We start from the raw sequence: 14,782 nt of genomic DNA, 5'->3' as shown, positions 1-14,782 counted from the left end.
CCTTGTCCGGCGAACCGTTGCCCGCCGCCTCGTCGCGGACAGAATCTTCCCTCACTAGGCGCGCAGCGCCCGCCGCAGGATCTTGCCGACCGGCGTCTTCGGCAATTCGGTCCTGAACTCGATGTATTTGGGCCGCTTGTAACCGGTCAGGTTCTCGCGGCAAAAAGCGGTGATGGCTTCAGCGGTCAGGGCTGGATCCTTCTTGACGATGAACAGCTTCGGCACTTCGCCGGAGTGCTCGTCCGGCACGCCGATCGCCGCCACTTCGAGCACGCCTGGATGCATCGCCACGACCTCTTCGAGCTCGTTCGGATAGACGTTGAAGCCCGAGACCAGGATCATATCCTTCTTGCGGTCGACGATCTTGGTGTAGCCGCGCTCGTCCATGAAGCCCATATCGCCTGACTTGAAGTAGCCGTCCTTGGTCATCACCTTGGCGGTCTCGTCAGGCCGGTTCCAGTAGCCCGCCATCACCTGCGGTCCCCGGATGCAGATTTCGCCGACCTCGCCGAGCGGCAAATTGTTGCCGTCGTCGTCGCGGATGGCGATTTCCGTCGAGGGCAGCGGCAGGCCGATCGTGCCGGTGAAGTCGCCGGAACTGAACTTGTTGGCGGTGGCCACCGGCGAGGTTTCCGACAGGCCGTAGCCTTCAGTGACAGGGCAGCCGGTCAACGCCTTCCAGCGTTCGGCGACGCCCTTTTGCACCGCCATACCGCCGCCCAGTGTCAGCACCAGCGGCTTGAAGTCGAGTTTGCGGAAATCCTCATTGTTGAGCAGCGCATTGAACAGCGTGTTGAGGCCGGGAAAGATGTGGGCCGGATACTTCGCCAGTTCCTTGACGAAGCCTGGAATGTCGCGCGGATTGGGAATGAGCACGTTGCGGGCACCTTGCTGCATGCCCATCAATGCGTTCACGGTCAGCGCGAAGATATGATAGAGCGGCAGCGCGCAGATGAAGTTCGGGTGCGCGGGTTTCGGTTTGATCGTATAGGCGTCTTCCATCCACTGCGCGTTCTGCACGACATTGGAGAGCACATTGCTGTGCAGCAGCGTGGCGCCCTTGGAGACGCCCGTGGTGCCGCCCGTATATTGCAAGAAGGCGACATCGTCGGCTGCAACCTTGGCTGGCTTGAAGCCGAGGCCGGCGCCGGCCTTCATCGCCACGTTGAACTTGACATGTCCAGGCAGCGACCATGCCGGCACCATCTTCTTCACGCGGCGCACGACGAAGTTGACGATCGTGCCCTTGAGGCCGCCGAGCATGTCGCCCATGGCCGCCACCACGACATGCTTGACCGCGGTCCTGGCGATTACCGCCTGCAAGGTGTTGGCGAAGTTTTCCAGGATGACGATGGCTTGTGCGCCGGAATCCTTGAGCTGGTGTTCCAGCTCGCGCGGCGTGTAAAGCGGATTGATGTTCACCACGACATAGCCGGCGCGCAGGATGCCCATCATCGCCACCGGATATTGCAGGACGTTGGGCATCATCAGGGCGACGCGCGCACCCTTTTGCAGCCCCTTCGATTGCAGATAGGCACCGAAGGCCGCCGACAACTGCTCGACATCGGCGTAGCTGATGGATTTGTCCATGCAGGTGAAGGCCGGCTGGGAGGAAAATTGCTTGCAGGCAGCGACCAGGAAATCGCCGATCGAACTGTAGGGCAACGCACCGATCTCGGCCGGCACATTTTTCGGATAGCTCTTGAGCCACGGCTTTTCGGGCAGGCCGGCAGCAAGTTCTGTCAGCGCCTTCGGCAGCCGCTTGGTGGCAGCCGTCGCCGGTTTCGATGCCGGCACTGCCTTCGCTGGCGCCCCGGCTTTCATTGCCCAGTCTTTGCCGGAGAAGTCTTTGCCGGAGTCTTCGTCGGAGAAGTCTTCGTCGCGGAGATCTTTGCCGGGGCGGCTTTCGTTGCCGGCTTCGCAGCGGCCTTGGCGGTGGTGGCAGCCTTTGCCGCCGGTGCTGTCTTGGCAGGCTTTGCCTCGGCTTTGGCGGTCGCGGCCTTGGCGGCAGCTTTGCCTTGCCCGTCGGCGGCAGCTGGTTTCGAGACTGCCTTGGCCGACGCTTTCACCGGCGTCTTCGATGCTTTTGCCACCCGTTCCTCCCTAGCAATTCTTGTTCGCCCGTTTGGTCGCCTGTGCCGCGCCCGCCTCCGAATTGACAGAGACGTCCTCCGCTGCCGCCAGCATATCCATCTATGTATTGCCTCTATCGGCGGCGGTGCAAGTCTTGCCCCTGCGGCAAGGCGCCGAAAGATTTGCCGCCGAAAATCTTCCCGTCGGCGACACTTGCAACCGGTATCTTTCCACATCGACGATCGGATGAAGGCGGACGCGGCGTTGATGTCGCCAGATGCCGGATCAATAAAAAAATGCGGTCGTTAACAATCTCGTGAGTGGAAAAAACTGCTAATTTTTTCTGCCGTTTAGCAAAATGGCGGATTTTTTTCCTGCTTCCCGCGGGGTAAGCAAACGGGGTGTTCCAAAGCCGGAAAAACGGTGCTTATATGCGCGCTTCGCGAGCCTGATAGAGGGGCTTGGAAGAACATCAGGGAGTGCTCAATGAAAAAGAAACTCGCTTTTGCGGCCGCGTTGCTGGCTGCAAGCGTCCTGAGCGGCATGGCCAATGCGAAGACGCTTGTCTATTGCTCGGAAGCGTCGCCGGCCAATTTCGATCCGGGTACGACGACCGGCGGCAACGATTTCGATGCCTCGTCGCGTACCGTCTATTCGCGTCTGGTCGAATTCAAGCATGGCGGCACCGAGGTCGAGCCCGGCCTCGCCGACAAGTGGGAAATCTCGGACGACGGCCTGGTATATACGTTCCACCTGCATCCGGGCGTGAAGTTCCAGACCACCGACTATTTCAAGCCGACGCGTGACCTCAACGCCGACGACGTCGTCTTCTCCTTCGATCGCCAGTTCAACAAGGCGAACCCCTGGAATGGCGACAAGTATCTGCCCAACCTGACCTGGGACTACTACACCGGCATGGACATGCCGAAATACGTCGCCAAGTGGGAAAAGGTCGATGACCTGACCGTCAAGCTGACGCTGACCGAGCCGAACGCGCCGATGCTGGCCAATCTCGGCATGGACTTCGCCTCCATCGTGTCGAAGGAATATGCCGACCAGTTGGCGAAGGACGGCAAGATGGCCGATTTCTCGACCAAGCCGATCGGCACCGGTCCGTTCCAGTTTGTCGACTACCAGCTGGATTCGGTCATCCGCTACGCGGCCCACCCGGATTATTTCAAGGGTAAGGAGAAGATCGACGATCTCGTCTTCGCCATCACGCCTGATGCGACCGCCCGCATCCAGAAGGTGCTTGCCGGCGAATGCGACATCGCTCCCTATCCGAATCCTGCCGACATCGGCACGATCAAGGCCAACAACGACGTGACCCTGATGGATCAGGCCGGCCTGAACATCGGTTATATGAGCTACAACACCACCATCCCGCCGCTCGACAAGCCTGAGGTGCGCCACGCGCTCAACCAGGCGATCGACCGGGAAGCGCTGATCAAGTCGCTGTTCCAGGATGCCGGCGCCACGCCTGCCGAAAACCTGATCCCGCCGACCATGTGGTCGTGGAACAAGGATGTGAAGGCCGACGCCTATAATCCGGATGCGGCCAAGAAGGTGCTTGAGGCTGCCGGGTTGAAGGAAATCCAGCTCTGGGCTTCCGATCGCGTTCGTCCCTACAACCCGAACTTCCAGCGCGCCGCCGAACTGATCCAGGCTGACTGGGCCAAGGTCGGCGTCAAGGCGGAGATCGTCAACTACGAGTGGACCAAGTATCGCTCGGAAGGCAAGAAGAAGGACCGTCCCGGTGCGTTCCAGATCGGCTGGACCGGTGACAATGGCGATCCGGACAACTTCTTCGCCACCCTGTTCGCTTGCTCCGCCATCGGCGTCTCGAACTACTCCAGCTGGTGCGACAAGGACTTCGAAGACCTGATCCAGAAGGCCAAGAAGACCAGCGACCAGGCCGAGCGTGCCAAGCTCTATGGCGAGGCGCAGGTCGTCTTCCAGAAGCAGGCTCCGGCCTTCCTGCTGGCGCATAGCCAAGTCTACGCGGTCGTGCGCAAGAATGTCAGCGGTTTCATGATGGACCCGCTCGGCATTCACCGCTTCGACGGCGTCGACAAAGCCGAATAAGACATTGAGTGGGGCGGCGCTCTAGAGCGCCGCCCCCTTCGCCATGCTCAAATATATTCTTCACAGAATTGCACTTTTGATCCCGACGCTAGTCGGCATCACTATCTGTGCCTTCGCCTTCGTCAGGCTGCTGCCCGGCGATCCCATTCTTGCCATGGCCGGCGAACACGGCGTGGCGCCCGCGCGTTACGAGGAACTCAAGGAACAGTTCGGCTACAATCTGCCGATCTGGGAGCAGTATGCTCGCTATGTCGGTGCAGTCGCCACCGGCGATTTCGGCGTTTCCATTTCGTCCAAGCGCCCGGTGCTTGAAGAGTTCAAGACGCTGTTCCCGGCGACGCTGGAACTGTCGTTCTTCGCCATGATTTTCGCCATGGTGCTCGGCATCCCGGCCGGCATCTTCGCGGCCGTCAAGCGCGGCTCGTGGTTCGACCAGTCGCTGATGGGCACCGCGCTCGTCGGCTACTCCATGCCGATCTTCTGGTGGGGCCTGCTGCTGATCATCTTTTTCTCCGGTTATCTCGGCTGGACACCGGTTAACGGCCGCATCGACCTGCAGTACTTCTTCAAGCCGATCACCGGCTTCATGACCATCGACACCTTGCTCTACGGCAAATGGGATGCATTTCGCTCGGTATTGCGCCATTTGGTGCTACCGACAATCGTGCTCGGCACCATTCCGCTGGCTGTGATAGCGCGCCAGACGCGCTCCGCCATGCTCGAGGTGCTGGGCGAGGACTACGTGCGGACGGCCCGAGCCAAAGGGCTTTCGTCGGCCCGAGTCATCGGGGTGCATGCTCTGCGCAACGCACTCATCCCGGTGGTCACCACCATCGGCCTGCAGGTTAGTACGCTGCTCGCCGGCGCCATCCTTACCGAAACAATTTTCTCGTGGCCCGGCATCGGCAGATGGATGGTCGAATCCATATCCAAGCGCGACTATGTTGTCGTGCAGTCTGGCCTGCTGTTGATTGCCCTTATCGTCATGGCCGTGAATCTGATCGTCGACGTGCTCTATGCCGTCATCAACCCACGCATAAGGGCGGCGTGATGAGCCAGTCGACCGAAATCGCCCCGATGGCCTCCGGCAACCCGGATCGTCTCACCGGCCTCAGGACCTTCTGGTATTATTTCTCGGTGAACCGGGGCGCCGTCATCGGCCTGTTCGTCTTCATCCTCTTGGTGCTGGCGGCGCTGTTTGCGCCGTTGCTCGCGCCCTATGCGCCCGACATTCAGGACAAGACCGCCTTCCTGCGGCCTCCGGCCTGGCAGGCCGGCGGCAGCTCGCAATATCTGCTGGGCACTGATCCCGTCGGCCGCGACATCCTTTCGCGCCTGCTCTATGGCGCGCGCTTCTCGCTGCTCATCGGCGCGGTCGTGGTCACGCTGGCGCTCGCCGGAGGCATCACGCTCGGCCTGCTGGCCGGCTATTTCCGTGGCTGGGTCGACGTGGCGATCATGCGGGTCATGGACCTGATCCTGGCCTTCCCGTCGCTGTTGCTGGCGCTGGTGATGGTCACCATCCTCGGTCCCGGCCTGTTCAACGCGATGCTGGCCATCGCGCTCGTGCTGCAGCCGCATTTCGCGCGCCTTGTGCGCGCTGCGGTGATGGCGGAGAAGAGCCGCGAATATGTCGTGGCGGCGAAGGTCGCCGGCGCCGGGCATCTCAGGCTGATGCTTCGCACCATCCTGCCCAACTGCCTGGGGCCGTTGATCGTCCAGGGCACGCTGTCCTTTTCCAATGCCATCCTGGAAGCCGCCGCTCTTGGCTTCCTCGGCCTTGGCGCGCAGCCGCCGACCCCGGAATGGGGCACCATGCTTGCTTCGGCGCGCGAATTCATCCTGCGTGCCTGGTGGGTGGTGACCTTCCCCGGCCTTGCCATCCTGATCACCGTGCTTGCCATCAATCTGATCGGCGACGGCCTGCGCGACGCGCTCGACCCGAAACTGAGGAGGTCATGATGGCGCTGCTCGACATTCAAAATCTCGTCGTCGAATTCCAGACCGCGTCCGGTTCCTTCCGCGCCGTCGATGGCGTGTCGCTGCACGTCGACGAGCGCGAAGTGCTGGCGATCGTCGGCGAATCCGGTTCCGGCAAGTCGGTCTCGATGTTGGCGGTGATGGGCCTTTTGCCGTGGACAGCCAAAGTCACGGCCGACCGCATGAGCTTCAATGGCCGCGACCTCCTGAAGCTGAGCCCCGCCGAGCGGCGCAAGATCGTCGGCAAGGACATGTCGATGATCTTCCAGGAGCCGATGGCCAGCCTCAATCCCTGCTTCACCGTCGGTTTCCAGATCGAAGAGGTGCTGCGTTTCCACATGGGCATGGACGGTGCGAAGCGCCGGGAGCGCGCCATCGAACTGCTGACGCAGGTTGGCATTGCCGAGCCGGCGGAACGGCTGAACTCGTTCCCGCACCAGATGTCGGGCGGCCAGTGCCAGCGCGTCATGATCGCCATCGCCATTGCCTGCAATCCTAAGCTTTTGATCGCCGACGAGCCGACCACCGCGCTCGACGTCACCATCCAGAAGCAGATCCTCGATCTCTTGGTCTCGCTGCAGGCCAAATACGGTATGGGCCTGATCATGATCACCCACAATATGGGCGTGGTGGCCGAGACCGCCGACCGCGTCATCGTCCAGTACAAGGGCCGCAAGATGGAAGAGGCCGACGTGCTGTCGCTGTTTGAATCGCCAAAAAGCAATTACACCCGCGCGCTCCTGTCGGCGCTGCCGGATAACGCCGTCGGCGACCGGCTGCCGACCGTCTCAGACATGCTGTTCGAACCGGCCGCCGGAGTCGCCTGATGAGCATCAAGGTCGTTGAAGGCAAGGACATCAAGCGCGATTATCACGTCGGCGGCGGCCTGTTTCGCGGTTCGCGCACCGTGCATGCGGTCAAGGGCGTCTCGTTCAGCGTCGACAAGGGCAAGACACTGGCCATCGTCGGCGAAAGCGGCTGCGGCAAGTCCACGCTGGCGCGCATCATCACGCTGATCGATCCGGCGACTTCGGGCGAACTGTTCATCGACGGCAACAAGGTCGACATCGCCAAGGACGGGTTGAGCAAGGAGATGCGCCGCAAGGTGCAGATCGTTTTCCAGAACCCTTACGGCTCGCTCAACCCGCGCCAGAAGATCGGCGACGTGCTGGGCGAACCGCTGCTCATCAACACCGGCAAGCCGGCCGAGGAGCGGCGCGACCTCGCCATGAAGATGCTGAAGAAGGTCGGCCTCGGCCCCGAGCACTATAATCGCTATCCGCATATGTTCTCGGGCGGCCAGCGCCAGCGCATCGCCATTGCCCGCGCGCTGATGTTGAACCCGAGCCTCTTGGTTCTGGACGAGCCGGTCTCGGCGCTCGACCTGTCGGTGCAGGCGCAGGTGCTGAACCTGCTCGCCGACCTGCAGGACGAGTTCCAGCTGACCTATGTCTTCATCAGCCACGATCTGTCCGTGGTGCGCTACATCGCCGACGATGTGATGGTGATGTATTTCGGCGAGGCGGTCGAATATGGCTCGCGCGACGAGGTCTTTTCAGACCCCAAGCACAGCTATACCAAAACGCTGTTCGCAGCGACGCCGCGCGCCGACGTGGCGAGCATCAAGGCGAGGCTGGCGAAGAAGAAGGCGGCGGCCTGACTGCGGACGTCGCTGCCTTCTGGCGAGGGCAAGCTAGACTGGTGCCTCAGGCATCAGCGTCTTTGCGAGCAGGACATTGGCGTGGCCGCGCGGAAAGTCCTCGAGTTGCACCAGCCGCTGAAATCCATGCCTTTCATAGAAGTCCGGCGCCTGGAAGGTGAAGGACGCGAGATGGATGACATGGCATCCGCGCAGCCGAGCCTCCCGTTCTGCGGCTGCAAGGAGGCGCGAGCCGAGGCCTTTGCCGCGCTCGCTGTCGGCGATCCATAGCGTCTTGATTTCGCACACGCCCGCCCAACTGTGCCCGTGGAGACCGGCATAGATCGTCCCGTTGTCCCTCTTCAAGAATATCGACAGATAGCGGCCGTCATCGATGCCAGTCGCGGCGACGTTGAATCCGTAGAGCTGATCCTCGAGCGCGACGATATCGTCCGGCGCGGGTTCACTGAGGACAACAAGAGCCGTCGCCCCGTTCGCGCTCGCATCGTCGGGCCCGATCATCTCACGACAACTTCGCAATAATCGCGCGCAGCGCCTCGCCGAAGCGATGCACTTCCCCGACCGTGTTGTAATGCACCAGCGAGGCGCGGATGGCGCCGCTGTCCATCGACAGGTTGAGGCGCTTCATCAGCCGCGGCGCGTACATGTGGCCGTCGCGGATGCCGATCTGCATCTCGGCCATCTCCTCGACGATGCGCTGGGGCGAGAGCTTGCCGATGTTGAAGCAGAAGGTCGGCACGCGCTCGTTGATGCGGGCCTCGTCGGCGACGCCGTAGATGGTCGCCCCGCAACCCTTCAGCACGCCAAGCATCTCGCGCGCCAGCAGCAGCTCATAGTCGCGGATGGCGCCCATGCCGGCGACGATGTTTTCGCGCCGCGAGCGGTTGTTGGACGGCGCCAGGTTGCGGCCGATCAGTTCCAGATACTGGACTGCGGCATCCATGCCGGAGACATTCTCGTAGATGAAGGTGCCGGCCTCCACCTTGTAGGGAGGTTCGTCCGGAATGAAATCCTCGCGGAAAGTCGGCAGCCGCTTCAGCGTGTCGAAACGACCCCAGAGAAAACCCATATGCGGCGAGAAATTCTTGTAGCCGGAGCAGACGAGGTAATCGCAGTCCCAGGCCTGGACGTCGATCAGCCCGTGCGGCCCATAATGCACGCAGTCGAGGAACACTTCGGCACCGGCCGCATGCGCGATCTCAGCCACCGAGGCGACATCGACGATCGAGCCGATCGAATGCGCCGTCACCGTGCAGGCGACAAGGCGGGTGCGGTCGGAAACCAGTGGCCGCAGATCGTCGACATGCAAATTGCCGTCGTCACGCATGCGCCACCACTTGAACTTGGCGCCGGCGGATTCCAGCGCCAGCCAGGTCGCGATGTTGGCGTCGTGGTCCATGTCGGTGATGACGATCTCGTCGCGCTCCCCCTCTGAATCTCTGGCGAGCATCTGGCCGATGCCGAGGCTGACGAGGCGGATGAACGAGGTGGCGTTCATGCCGAAGCAGATTTCCGCCGGGCTGGTGGCGTTGATCAGCAGTGCCACGCTTGTCCGGGCATCGGCGACCGACTGGTCGACGGTGACACTGCGGCCATAGCGGCCGCCGCGCTGCACATTGTGCGAAACCAGATGGTTGGTCACCGCGTCGAGCACGCTCTGCGGGATCTGCGCACCGGCGGCGTTGTCCATGAAGACGAAATCGCCGGCCCGCTGCAGAGCGGGAAACATGGCGCGGATGGTGGCAACCGGAAAGTCGCCGGCGGTCTGGGGATTGCTCAAAGGTGGTCTCCTGCGAAGCGTTTTTTTGCGGGCGGGGTCAGCGCGTCTTTTCTGTCTTGAAGCGGTCTTCAAGCAGGCTGACGAGGCGAACCATCGGCCAGAGGAAGATGAGATAGACAAGCGCTGCGCCGATCAGCGGCGAGGGGTTGGCGTAGAGCGACTGCGCGTTGGTCGCCTCCTTCAACAGTTCCGGCAGCGCCACGGTCGAGGCGAGCGATGTGTCCTTGAACATCGAGACGCAGTTGCTGGTCATCGGCGGAATGACCACGCGGATCGCCTGTGGCAGCACCACCTTGCGCAAGGTCAAAAGGAACGGCAGGCCAAGCGCCTGCGACGCCTCGAACTGGCCTTTCGGAATGCTCTCTATGCCGGAGCGAACACTTCGGCCGAATAGGCCGACATGATGAAGGCAAACGCCGTCACGGCGGAGGCCCAGGACGACAGGCGGATGCCGAGAAAGGGCAGCGCATAGTAGATCAGGATCAGCACCACCAGCACCGGCAGGGCGCGGAAAATATCGGTGTAGCCGACCGCCAGCCAGCGCACCGGCTTCGGCGCATAGAGCCGCAGCAGGCTGATCACCAGGCCGATGGGAATGCCGATGCCGATGCTCAAAATGCCGAGCAGCAGCGTGTTCAGGAAGCCGCGCAGCAGCGCCGGCAGGCTGGACGCAATAACATCGGGATTGAAGAAGGTGTCGATCAGCGACATGGGAGCGTTCCCGCACCCCAGAGCAAAGGGTGCTCAAGTTAAAACCAATCGACCGCGCCTGCGGCGAGGCGGTCTGCGCGACCGCGGCGCTGAGGCAGGAAACGAATCGTGCCGGCCTGGAAAAGCCGGCACGATTTCAGTGCATCGCCACTCAGGCCTTCGGCAGCGGCATTTCCTTCACCGTCGAGGAATCGGCCGGCGCGTCGCTGCCGAACCACTTCTTGTGGATGGCGGCCAGCGTGCCGTCCTTCTTCATCGCGGTCAGCGCGTCGTTGAGCTTGCCAAGCAGCGGGTGGTCCTTGGTCATCATCAGGCCGTACTGTTCGCCGGTCTTGATGCGCTGCTTGACCTTCAAATCCTTCATCTTGGTGAAGGAGTATTCCATGCCCGGAATGTCGCTGACGGCGGCGTCGACGCGGCCGGCGCTGAGGTCGAGCAGCAGGTTCTGCTGCGTGTCATAGCCCTTCACGTCACTGAAGCCGTCGGCTTCCTGATGCGCCTTGACCCAGGTCTCGCCGGTCGAGCCGGACAGCACGCCGACGATCTTGCCCTTGAGGTCGGCCTCGGCGTTGACAGCGCTGTCGGCCTTCGTGGCGATGCCCATGTCAGAATCATAATAGGGCTGGGTGAAAGACTGCGACTTCAGCCGCTCCGCCGTGATGGTGATCGAGGAGATGGCGACGTCGATGCGCTTCGAGGTGGTGGCCGCGAACAGCGCCTGGAAGCCGAGATCGGCGATGTCGGTGGTCATGCCGATGCGCTTGGCCGCCTCATTGACGATGTCGACTTCAAAGCCCTCGAAGGTGCCGCTCTCGTTCTTGTATTCGAAGGGCGGATTGGTCGGGTAGGCGCCGACATTGAGCACATCGGCCGCATAGGCGGTCGCAGGGCCGGCGGCGATGCCGATGGCGGCGGCGAGAAGGATGATATTGCGACGGTTGAGCTTCATTGGTGGTCCCTCTGGGGTGTCCCCTCTGGTTGTTGATCGGGCGGGGCTCACCCCGCACGGTTTCTTGCCGTCCCACCTCCCAGCGGGGCGTCAATTCATGGCAGCGACCATGCGGTCGAGCGCGGTCGCTATCTGGTCACGGTCACGGCAGACACACATCCGCAGGAAGGCCGTTGCCGAACTTCCGAAGAGGTGGCCGGGCGCCAGCCCGACGCGTGCCGTCTCCAGAATCCTGGCGCAGGCCTCGCGGGCATCGCTTTCACCTTCCATGGCGAAGAAGGCATACATGCCGCCGCGCGGTTTCGCCGGCAGGATAATGCCGGGAATTTGCGCCAGCCTGTCATAGGCGAGATCGAGGCCGGTCCTGATGCGCTGCCGGATTTCTTCGACCAGCGGCTCGCCCCGGCGAATCGCCGCGACGGCACCGGCCTGGATCGGAGCAGCGGTGCCGCTGTTGACATACTGGGTCATGGCGCCGAGCTGGTCGGCCACTCCTGATGGATGCGTCAGCCAGCCGATGCGCCAGCCGGTCATCGCCCAGGCCTTGGAGAAGCTGTTGACCGACAGCACCCGGTCGCCGTCCTCGGCGATCTGCAGGATCGAGGGCGCGACATCGCCATCGAAATAGAGGCGGCCATAGACCTCGTCGGAAACGATCCAGATGCCGGTGCGGCGGCTGAAGTCGAGCAGCGCCTGCATCTCCTCGCGCGACGCGGTCCAGCCGGTCGGGTTGGATGGCGTCGACAGGAAGATGGCGCGGGTGCGCGCATCGCAGGTGGCGAACAGCCGGTCGAGGTCGAGGCGCCAGTCACCCCTGAAGTCGAGCGAAAACGGCCGCGGCTCGCCGCCGATCAGATGGATGGCGTTGTGAATGTTGGGCCATTGCGGCGCGACATAGACGACATTGGTGCCGGTATCGACCAGCAGCTCAAGGGCCAGATACAGCGCCTGCATGCCGCCCGGCGTGACGGTGCTGCGTGTTATCGGAATCGGCCGGCCATGGACGCGCGTCTGGTAATCCGACAGCGCTTCGTTCAGCGGGCCGTGGCCGCGCATGTTGGGAACATAGAAGGTCAGCCCTTCATCGAACGCGGCCTTTGCCGCATCGCGGATGAAGGCGGGCGTCACCATGTCGCCTTCGCCGTACCAGAGTGCGATCACGTCACCCAGCTCGCGCGCACGCACGGCAAGGTTGGCGATGTTCTCGGTGTGCAGATCGCGGATCTGGGCGCGCACGCCATCGAACGCATAGCGCGCGCTGGACGATGACTGGGGCAGTATGAACGACAAGGACTGAACCCCTCCCACCCGGAGCACCACGATGGACTGCCCGAAAAGCCCCTCCGGCGCGGCAGTCACCATCGACTTCGGATGCTATCCAAAGTGCCGCGCTTTTCAAGGCAAAAGTTTTAAGCTTAAAAAGTTTGGCCCGGCTGTTGCGCCGCCGATACGCCCTTGTTGCCGGGCTGCGCCCGTCTCATGCCAGTTCATCGCGCGCCGCGGCGCAATTGGCCGCGGCGCCGGCTCCAAGAAACATCGTGTCGCTGGCCAGGATGAAGAAGCTGGCGCCGAAGGCGGCCCATTGGCCGACAGGCTGCGGGCTGGCGCAAAATATGCCGGCGACCTTCTTGTGTGCGATCGTCGCGCCGATGATCCTGCGGATCGCCGCATTGAGCTTGTCGGCGCCTTGCGGTCCGATCGCGTCGATCGACACCGAAAGGTCGCCGGGGCCGACGAAGATCACATCGACGCCGTCGACGGCCGCGATCGCATCGATGTTGGCGAGCCCCTCTGCTGTCTCGACCTGGACCGCGACGACGATCCTGTCATTGGCGCCGGCCAGATATTCGGGAATGCGATAGCCATAGCCGGCCGCCCGACCGGGTCCGACGCCGCGCTCGCCGAGCGGCGGATAGCGACATGCCTTCACCGCTGCCTCCACCTGGGCAGCGGTCGAGGCGCGCGGCACCAGCACGCCTTGCGCGCCGCTGTCGAGCGCCGCCTGGATGGCTTCCGGCGCATGGCCGGGAACGCGCACCATCGCCGGCACGCGGTGGACGTCGGCCGCGCGCACCATGGTCTCGATCATGTCGCGCGAGATCTGCGCATGCTCCCAGTCGATGCAGAGGAAATCGAGCCCGGCCTGCGCCATCACTTCAACCGCGACGGGATGAGGAATGGAGGCGAAGGAGCCGACAAGGTTTGCCTTGCCGATGCATTTCTGGCGGAAGTCGCTCATGCCGATCCCCTGTTTCGTGTGACGCAGATTCATAGCCGCAATCGGCAGCAAGGCGAAGCTATTTCAGGCTTGAAATATTTTTGTGCGGGCCTAGCGTGTGGCCTCCCGCCGAGAGTTCCCAAGATGATCAAAGCGCATCCCCTGCACGGCTCCAACAAACTGAAGCTCGGCGTCTTTTCGACCAACGCCGATGGCGGCCTCGCCATCACCGATGTACCGGAACGCTGGACGGCAAGCTGGCAGGACAATCTGACGGCCGCGCAAATCGCCGACCGCGCCGGGCTGGAGTTCATGCTGCCGATCGCCCGCTGGCGCGGTTTTGGCGGCCGCAACAAGGTGCGCGAATGGTCGTTCGAGACCTTCACCTGGGCGGCAGCGCTGGCGGTGGCCACCCAACAGATCGGCCTGTTCATGACCGTGCATGTACCGCTGGTGCATCCTCTCTACGCCGCCAAGGCGCTGGCGACTGTCGATCACATCAGCCAGGGCCGCGCCGGCTTGAACATCGTCTGCGGCTGGAACCCGAAGGAATTCGGCATGTTCGGCACGCCGCTGGTCGAGAAGGGTTACGACCAGGCAGCCGAGTGGATCGAGATTCTTGAGAAGCTCTATGCGTCGGCCGAGCCGCTCGACTACGAAGGCGCCTATTATCGCCTGAAGGAAGCTGTCAGCCGGCCGGCCAGCCTGCAGGTTCCGCGCCCGGTGACCATGAATGCCGCGTTCGGCGGACCGGGCCGCGATTTCGCCGCCGCACGCTGCGATTATCTGTTCACGACCTTTTCCGAGATGAGCGATGCCGGCAAGCATGTCGCCGATATAAGCGAGCGGGCAGACAAGGTCGGCCGCGATGTCGGCGTCTACACCGTGGCGCATGTCGTCTGCCGTCCGACGATGGAAGAGGCGCAGGCCTATTACACGCGCTATGCGGTGACGATGGCCGACCACGACGCGGTCGACGCACACATGGCCGGCAAGAAGGAATTCTCGCAGTCGCACGACCCGCACGCCTATGACCGCTACCGCCAGCGCTTCGCCGGCGGCGCCGGCACCTATCCGCTGATCGGAACCCCGGAAACGATCGCCGCCGACATGGCCGCCATTGCCGGGCACGGCTATCAGGGCATTGCGCTGTCCTTCGTCAACTACACGCAGGAGCTGCCCTATTTCTGCGACCACGTGCTGCCGATTTTGCGGAAGGCGGGACTTCGCGGATAGGGTTGATCGTTTAGCCTATTGGCTGGGGCCTTCCCAACTTAGTCATCCCTGGGCGGAGCAGCCGCGCAGTGGCGTCACGGAGACCCTGGG

11 protein-coding genes and 2 pseudogenes are annotated in these 14,782 nt (G+C 62.7%); 6 read left to right on the top strand and 7 right to left on the bottom strand.

Translation table 11 applies throughout. The features are described from left to right. Window positions 1-54: 54 nt before the first annotated feature. Window positions 55-2,093: pseudogene (locus AC0V8S_RS00645) on the bottom strand (long-chain-fatty-acid--CoA ligase). A 466-nt stretch (window positions 2,094-2,559) separates the two neighbouring features. On the opposite strand from AC0V8S_RS00645, the gene AC0V8S_RS00640 reads away from it, so the two are divergent. Genes AC0V8S_RS00640 through AC0V8S_RS00620 form a run of 5 tightly spaced genes read left to right on the top strand, consistent with a single transcriptional unit; the run spans window position 2,560 to window position 7,798 of the window. Next, entirely contained in the window at window positions 2,560-4,158 is a 1,599-nt protein-coding gene (locus tag AC0V8S_RS00640; protein WP_095200998.1) for an ABC transporter substrate-binding protein, read from the top strand. A gap of 43 nt (window positions 4,159-4,201) precedes the next feature. After that, window positions 4,202-5,209, top strand: a complete 1,008-nt coding sequence (locus AC0V8S_RS00635; RefSeq protein ID WP_095200999.1) for an ABC transporter permease subunit — start codon at window positions 4,202-4,204, stop codon at window positions 5,207-5,209. Beyond that, window positions 5,209-6,120: an ABC transporter permease subunit gene (locus AC0V8S_RS00630; protein WP_183455899.1), complete on the top strand. Its 912-nt coding sequence runs from the start codon at window positions 5,209-5,211 to the stop codon at window positions 6,118-6,120. Before AC0V8S_RS00635 ends, AC0V8S_RS00630 begins: the two co-directional genes overlap by 1 nt. Beyond that, window positions 6,120-6,965, top strand: coding sequence for an ABC transporter ATP-binding protein (locus AC0V8S_RS00625; RefSeq protein WP_475436405.1), 846 nt, complete (start codon window positions 6,120-6,122; stop codon window positions 6,963-6,965). The genes AC0V8S_RS00630 and AC0V8S_RS00625 overlap by 1 nt, the downstream gene beginning before the upstream one ends. Further along, complete coding sequence (locus AC0V8S_RS00620; RefSeq protein WP_183455901.1) at window positions 6,965-7,798, top strand: dipeptide ABC transporter ATP-binding protein; 834 nt, start codon at window positions 6,965-6,967, stop codon at window positions 7,796-7,798. The genes AC0V8S_RS00625 and AC0V8S_RS00620 overlap by 1 nt, the downstream gene beginning before the upstream one ends. A gap of 33 nt (window positions 7,799-7,831) precedes the next feature. Here AC0V8S_RS00620 and AC0V8S_RS00615 read toward each other — a convergent pair whose 3' ends face one another. From AC0V8S_RS00615 to AC0V8S_RS00590, 6 genes and pseudogenes are all read right to left on the bottom strand, one after another. Next, complete coding sequence (locus AC0V8S_RS00615; protein WP_475436404.1) at window positions 7,832-8,299, bottom strand: GNAT family N-acetyltransferase; 468 nt, start codon at window positions 8,297-8,299, stop codon at window positions 7,832-7,834. A 1-nt stretch (window position 8,300) separates the two neighbouring features. Further along, window positions 8,301-9,527 (bottom strand): cysteine desulfurase-like protein, encoded by a 1,227-nt coding sequence (locus AC0V8S_RS00610; protein WP_475438549.1) that lies wholly within the window; start codon window positions 9,525-9,527, stop codon window positions 8,301-8,303. A gap of 88 nt (window positions 9,528-9,615) precedes the next feature. After that, window positions 9,616-10,289, bottom strand: a pseudogene (locus AC0V8S_RS00605) (amino acid ABC transporter permease). Between the two features lie 151 nt (window positions 10,290-10,440). Beyond that, the gene (locus AC0V8S_RS00600) at window positions 10,441-11,238 is read right to left on the bottom strand and encodes an ABC transporter substrate-binding protein (RefSeq protein WP_475436403.1); all 798 of its coding nucleotides are present in this window, start codon (window positions 11,236-11,238) and stop codon (window positions 10,441-10,443) included. A gap of 90 nt (window positions 11,239-11,328) precedes the next feature. After that, on the bottom strand, window positions 11,329-12,528 hold the full coding sequence (locus AC0V8S_RS00595; protein ID WP_475436401.1) for a pyridoxal phosphate-dependent aminotransferase: 1,200 nt from the start codon (window positions 12,526-12,528) through the stop codon (window positions 11,329-11,331). 187 nt (window positions 12,529-12,715) lie between these two features. After that, window positions 12,716-13,477 carry an HpcH/HpaI aldolase family protein gene (locus AC0V8S_RS00590; RefSeq protein ID WP_475436399.1) on the bottom strand — a complete coding sequence of 254 codons (762 nt, stop codon included), beginning with the start codon at window positions 13,475-13,477 and terminating at the stop codon, window positions 12,716-12,718. A gap of 123 nt (window positions 13,478-13,600) precedes the next feature. Here AC0V8S_RS00590 and AC0V8S_RS00585 point away from each other — a divergent pair, with 123 nt between their 5' ends. Beyond that, window positions 13,601-14,692 carry an LLM class flavin-dependent oxidoreductase gene (locus AC0V8S_RS00585; RefSeq protein WP_475436398.1) on the top strand — a complete coding sequence of 364 codons (1,092 nt, stop codon included), beginning with the start codon at window positions 13,601-13,603 and terminating at the stop codon, window positions 14,690-14,692. Window positions 14,693-14,782 lie beyond the last annotated feature (90 nt).

This window comes from Mesorhizobium oxytropidicola (assembly GCF_056174625.1).
Note: the sequence above shows the minus strand (reverse complement) of the source record. Positions and strands in the feature narration are given on the sequence as shown.

What these genes read in the sequence shown, in the direction of transcription:
- AC0V8S_RS00640 (WP_095200998.1), top strand. Translation starts at nt 2,560, where the DNA reads ATGAAAAAGAAACTCGCTTTTGCGGCCGCGTTGCTGGCTGCAAGCGTC.
- AC0V8S_RS00635 (WP_095200999.1), top strand. Translation starts at nt 4,202, where the DNA reads ATGCTCAAATATATTCTTCACAGAATTGCACTTTTGATCCCGACGCTA.
- AC0V8S_RS00630 (WP_183455899.1), top strand. Translation starts at nt 5,209, where the DNA reads ATGAGCCAGTCGACCGAAATCGCCCCGATGGCCTCCGGCAACCCGGAT.
- AC0V8S_RS00625 (WP_475436405.1), top strand. Translation starts at nt 6,120, where the DNA reads ATGGCGCTGCTCGACATTCAAAATCTCGTCGTCGAATTCCAGACCGCG.
- AC0V8S_RS00620 (WP_183455901.1), top strand. Translation starts at nt 6,965, where the DNA reads ATGAGCATCAAGGTCGTTGAAGGCAAGGACATCAAGCGCGATTATCAC.
- AC0V8S_RS00615 (WP_475436404.1), bottom strand. Translation starts at nt 8,299, where the DNA reads ATGATCGGGCCCGACGATGCGAGCGCGAACGGGGCGACGGCTCTTGTT.
- AC0V8S_RS00610 (WP_475438549.1), bottom strand. Translation starts at nt 9,527, where the DNA reads ATGTTTCCCGCTCTGCAGCGGGCCGGCGATTTCGTCTTCATGGACAAC.
- AC0V8S_RS00600 (WP_475436403.1), bottom strand. Translation starts at nt 11,238, where the DNA reads ATGAAGCTCAACCGTCGCAATATCATCCTTCTCGCCGCCGCCATCGGC.
- AC0V8S_RS00590 (WP_475436399.1), bottom strand. Translation starts at nt 13,477, where the DNA reads ATGAGCGACTTCCGCCAGAAATGCATCGGCAAGGCAAACCTTGTCGGC.
- AC0V8S_RS00585 (WP_475436398.1), top strand. Translation starts at nt 13,601, where the DNA reads ATGATCAAAGCGCATCCCCTGCACGGCTCCAACAAACTGAAGCTCGGC.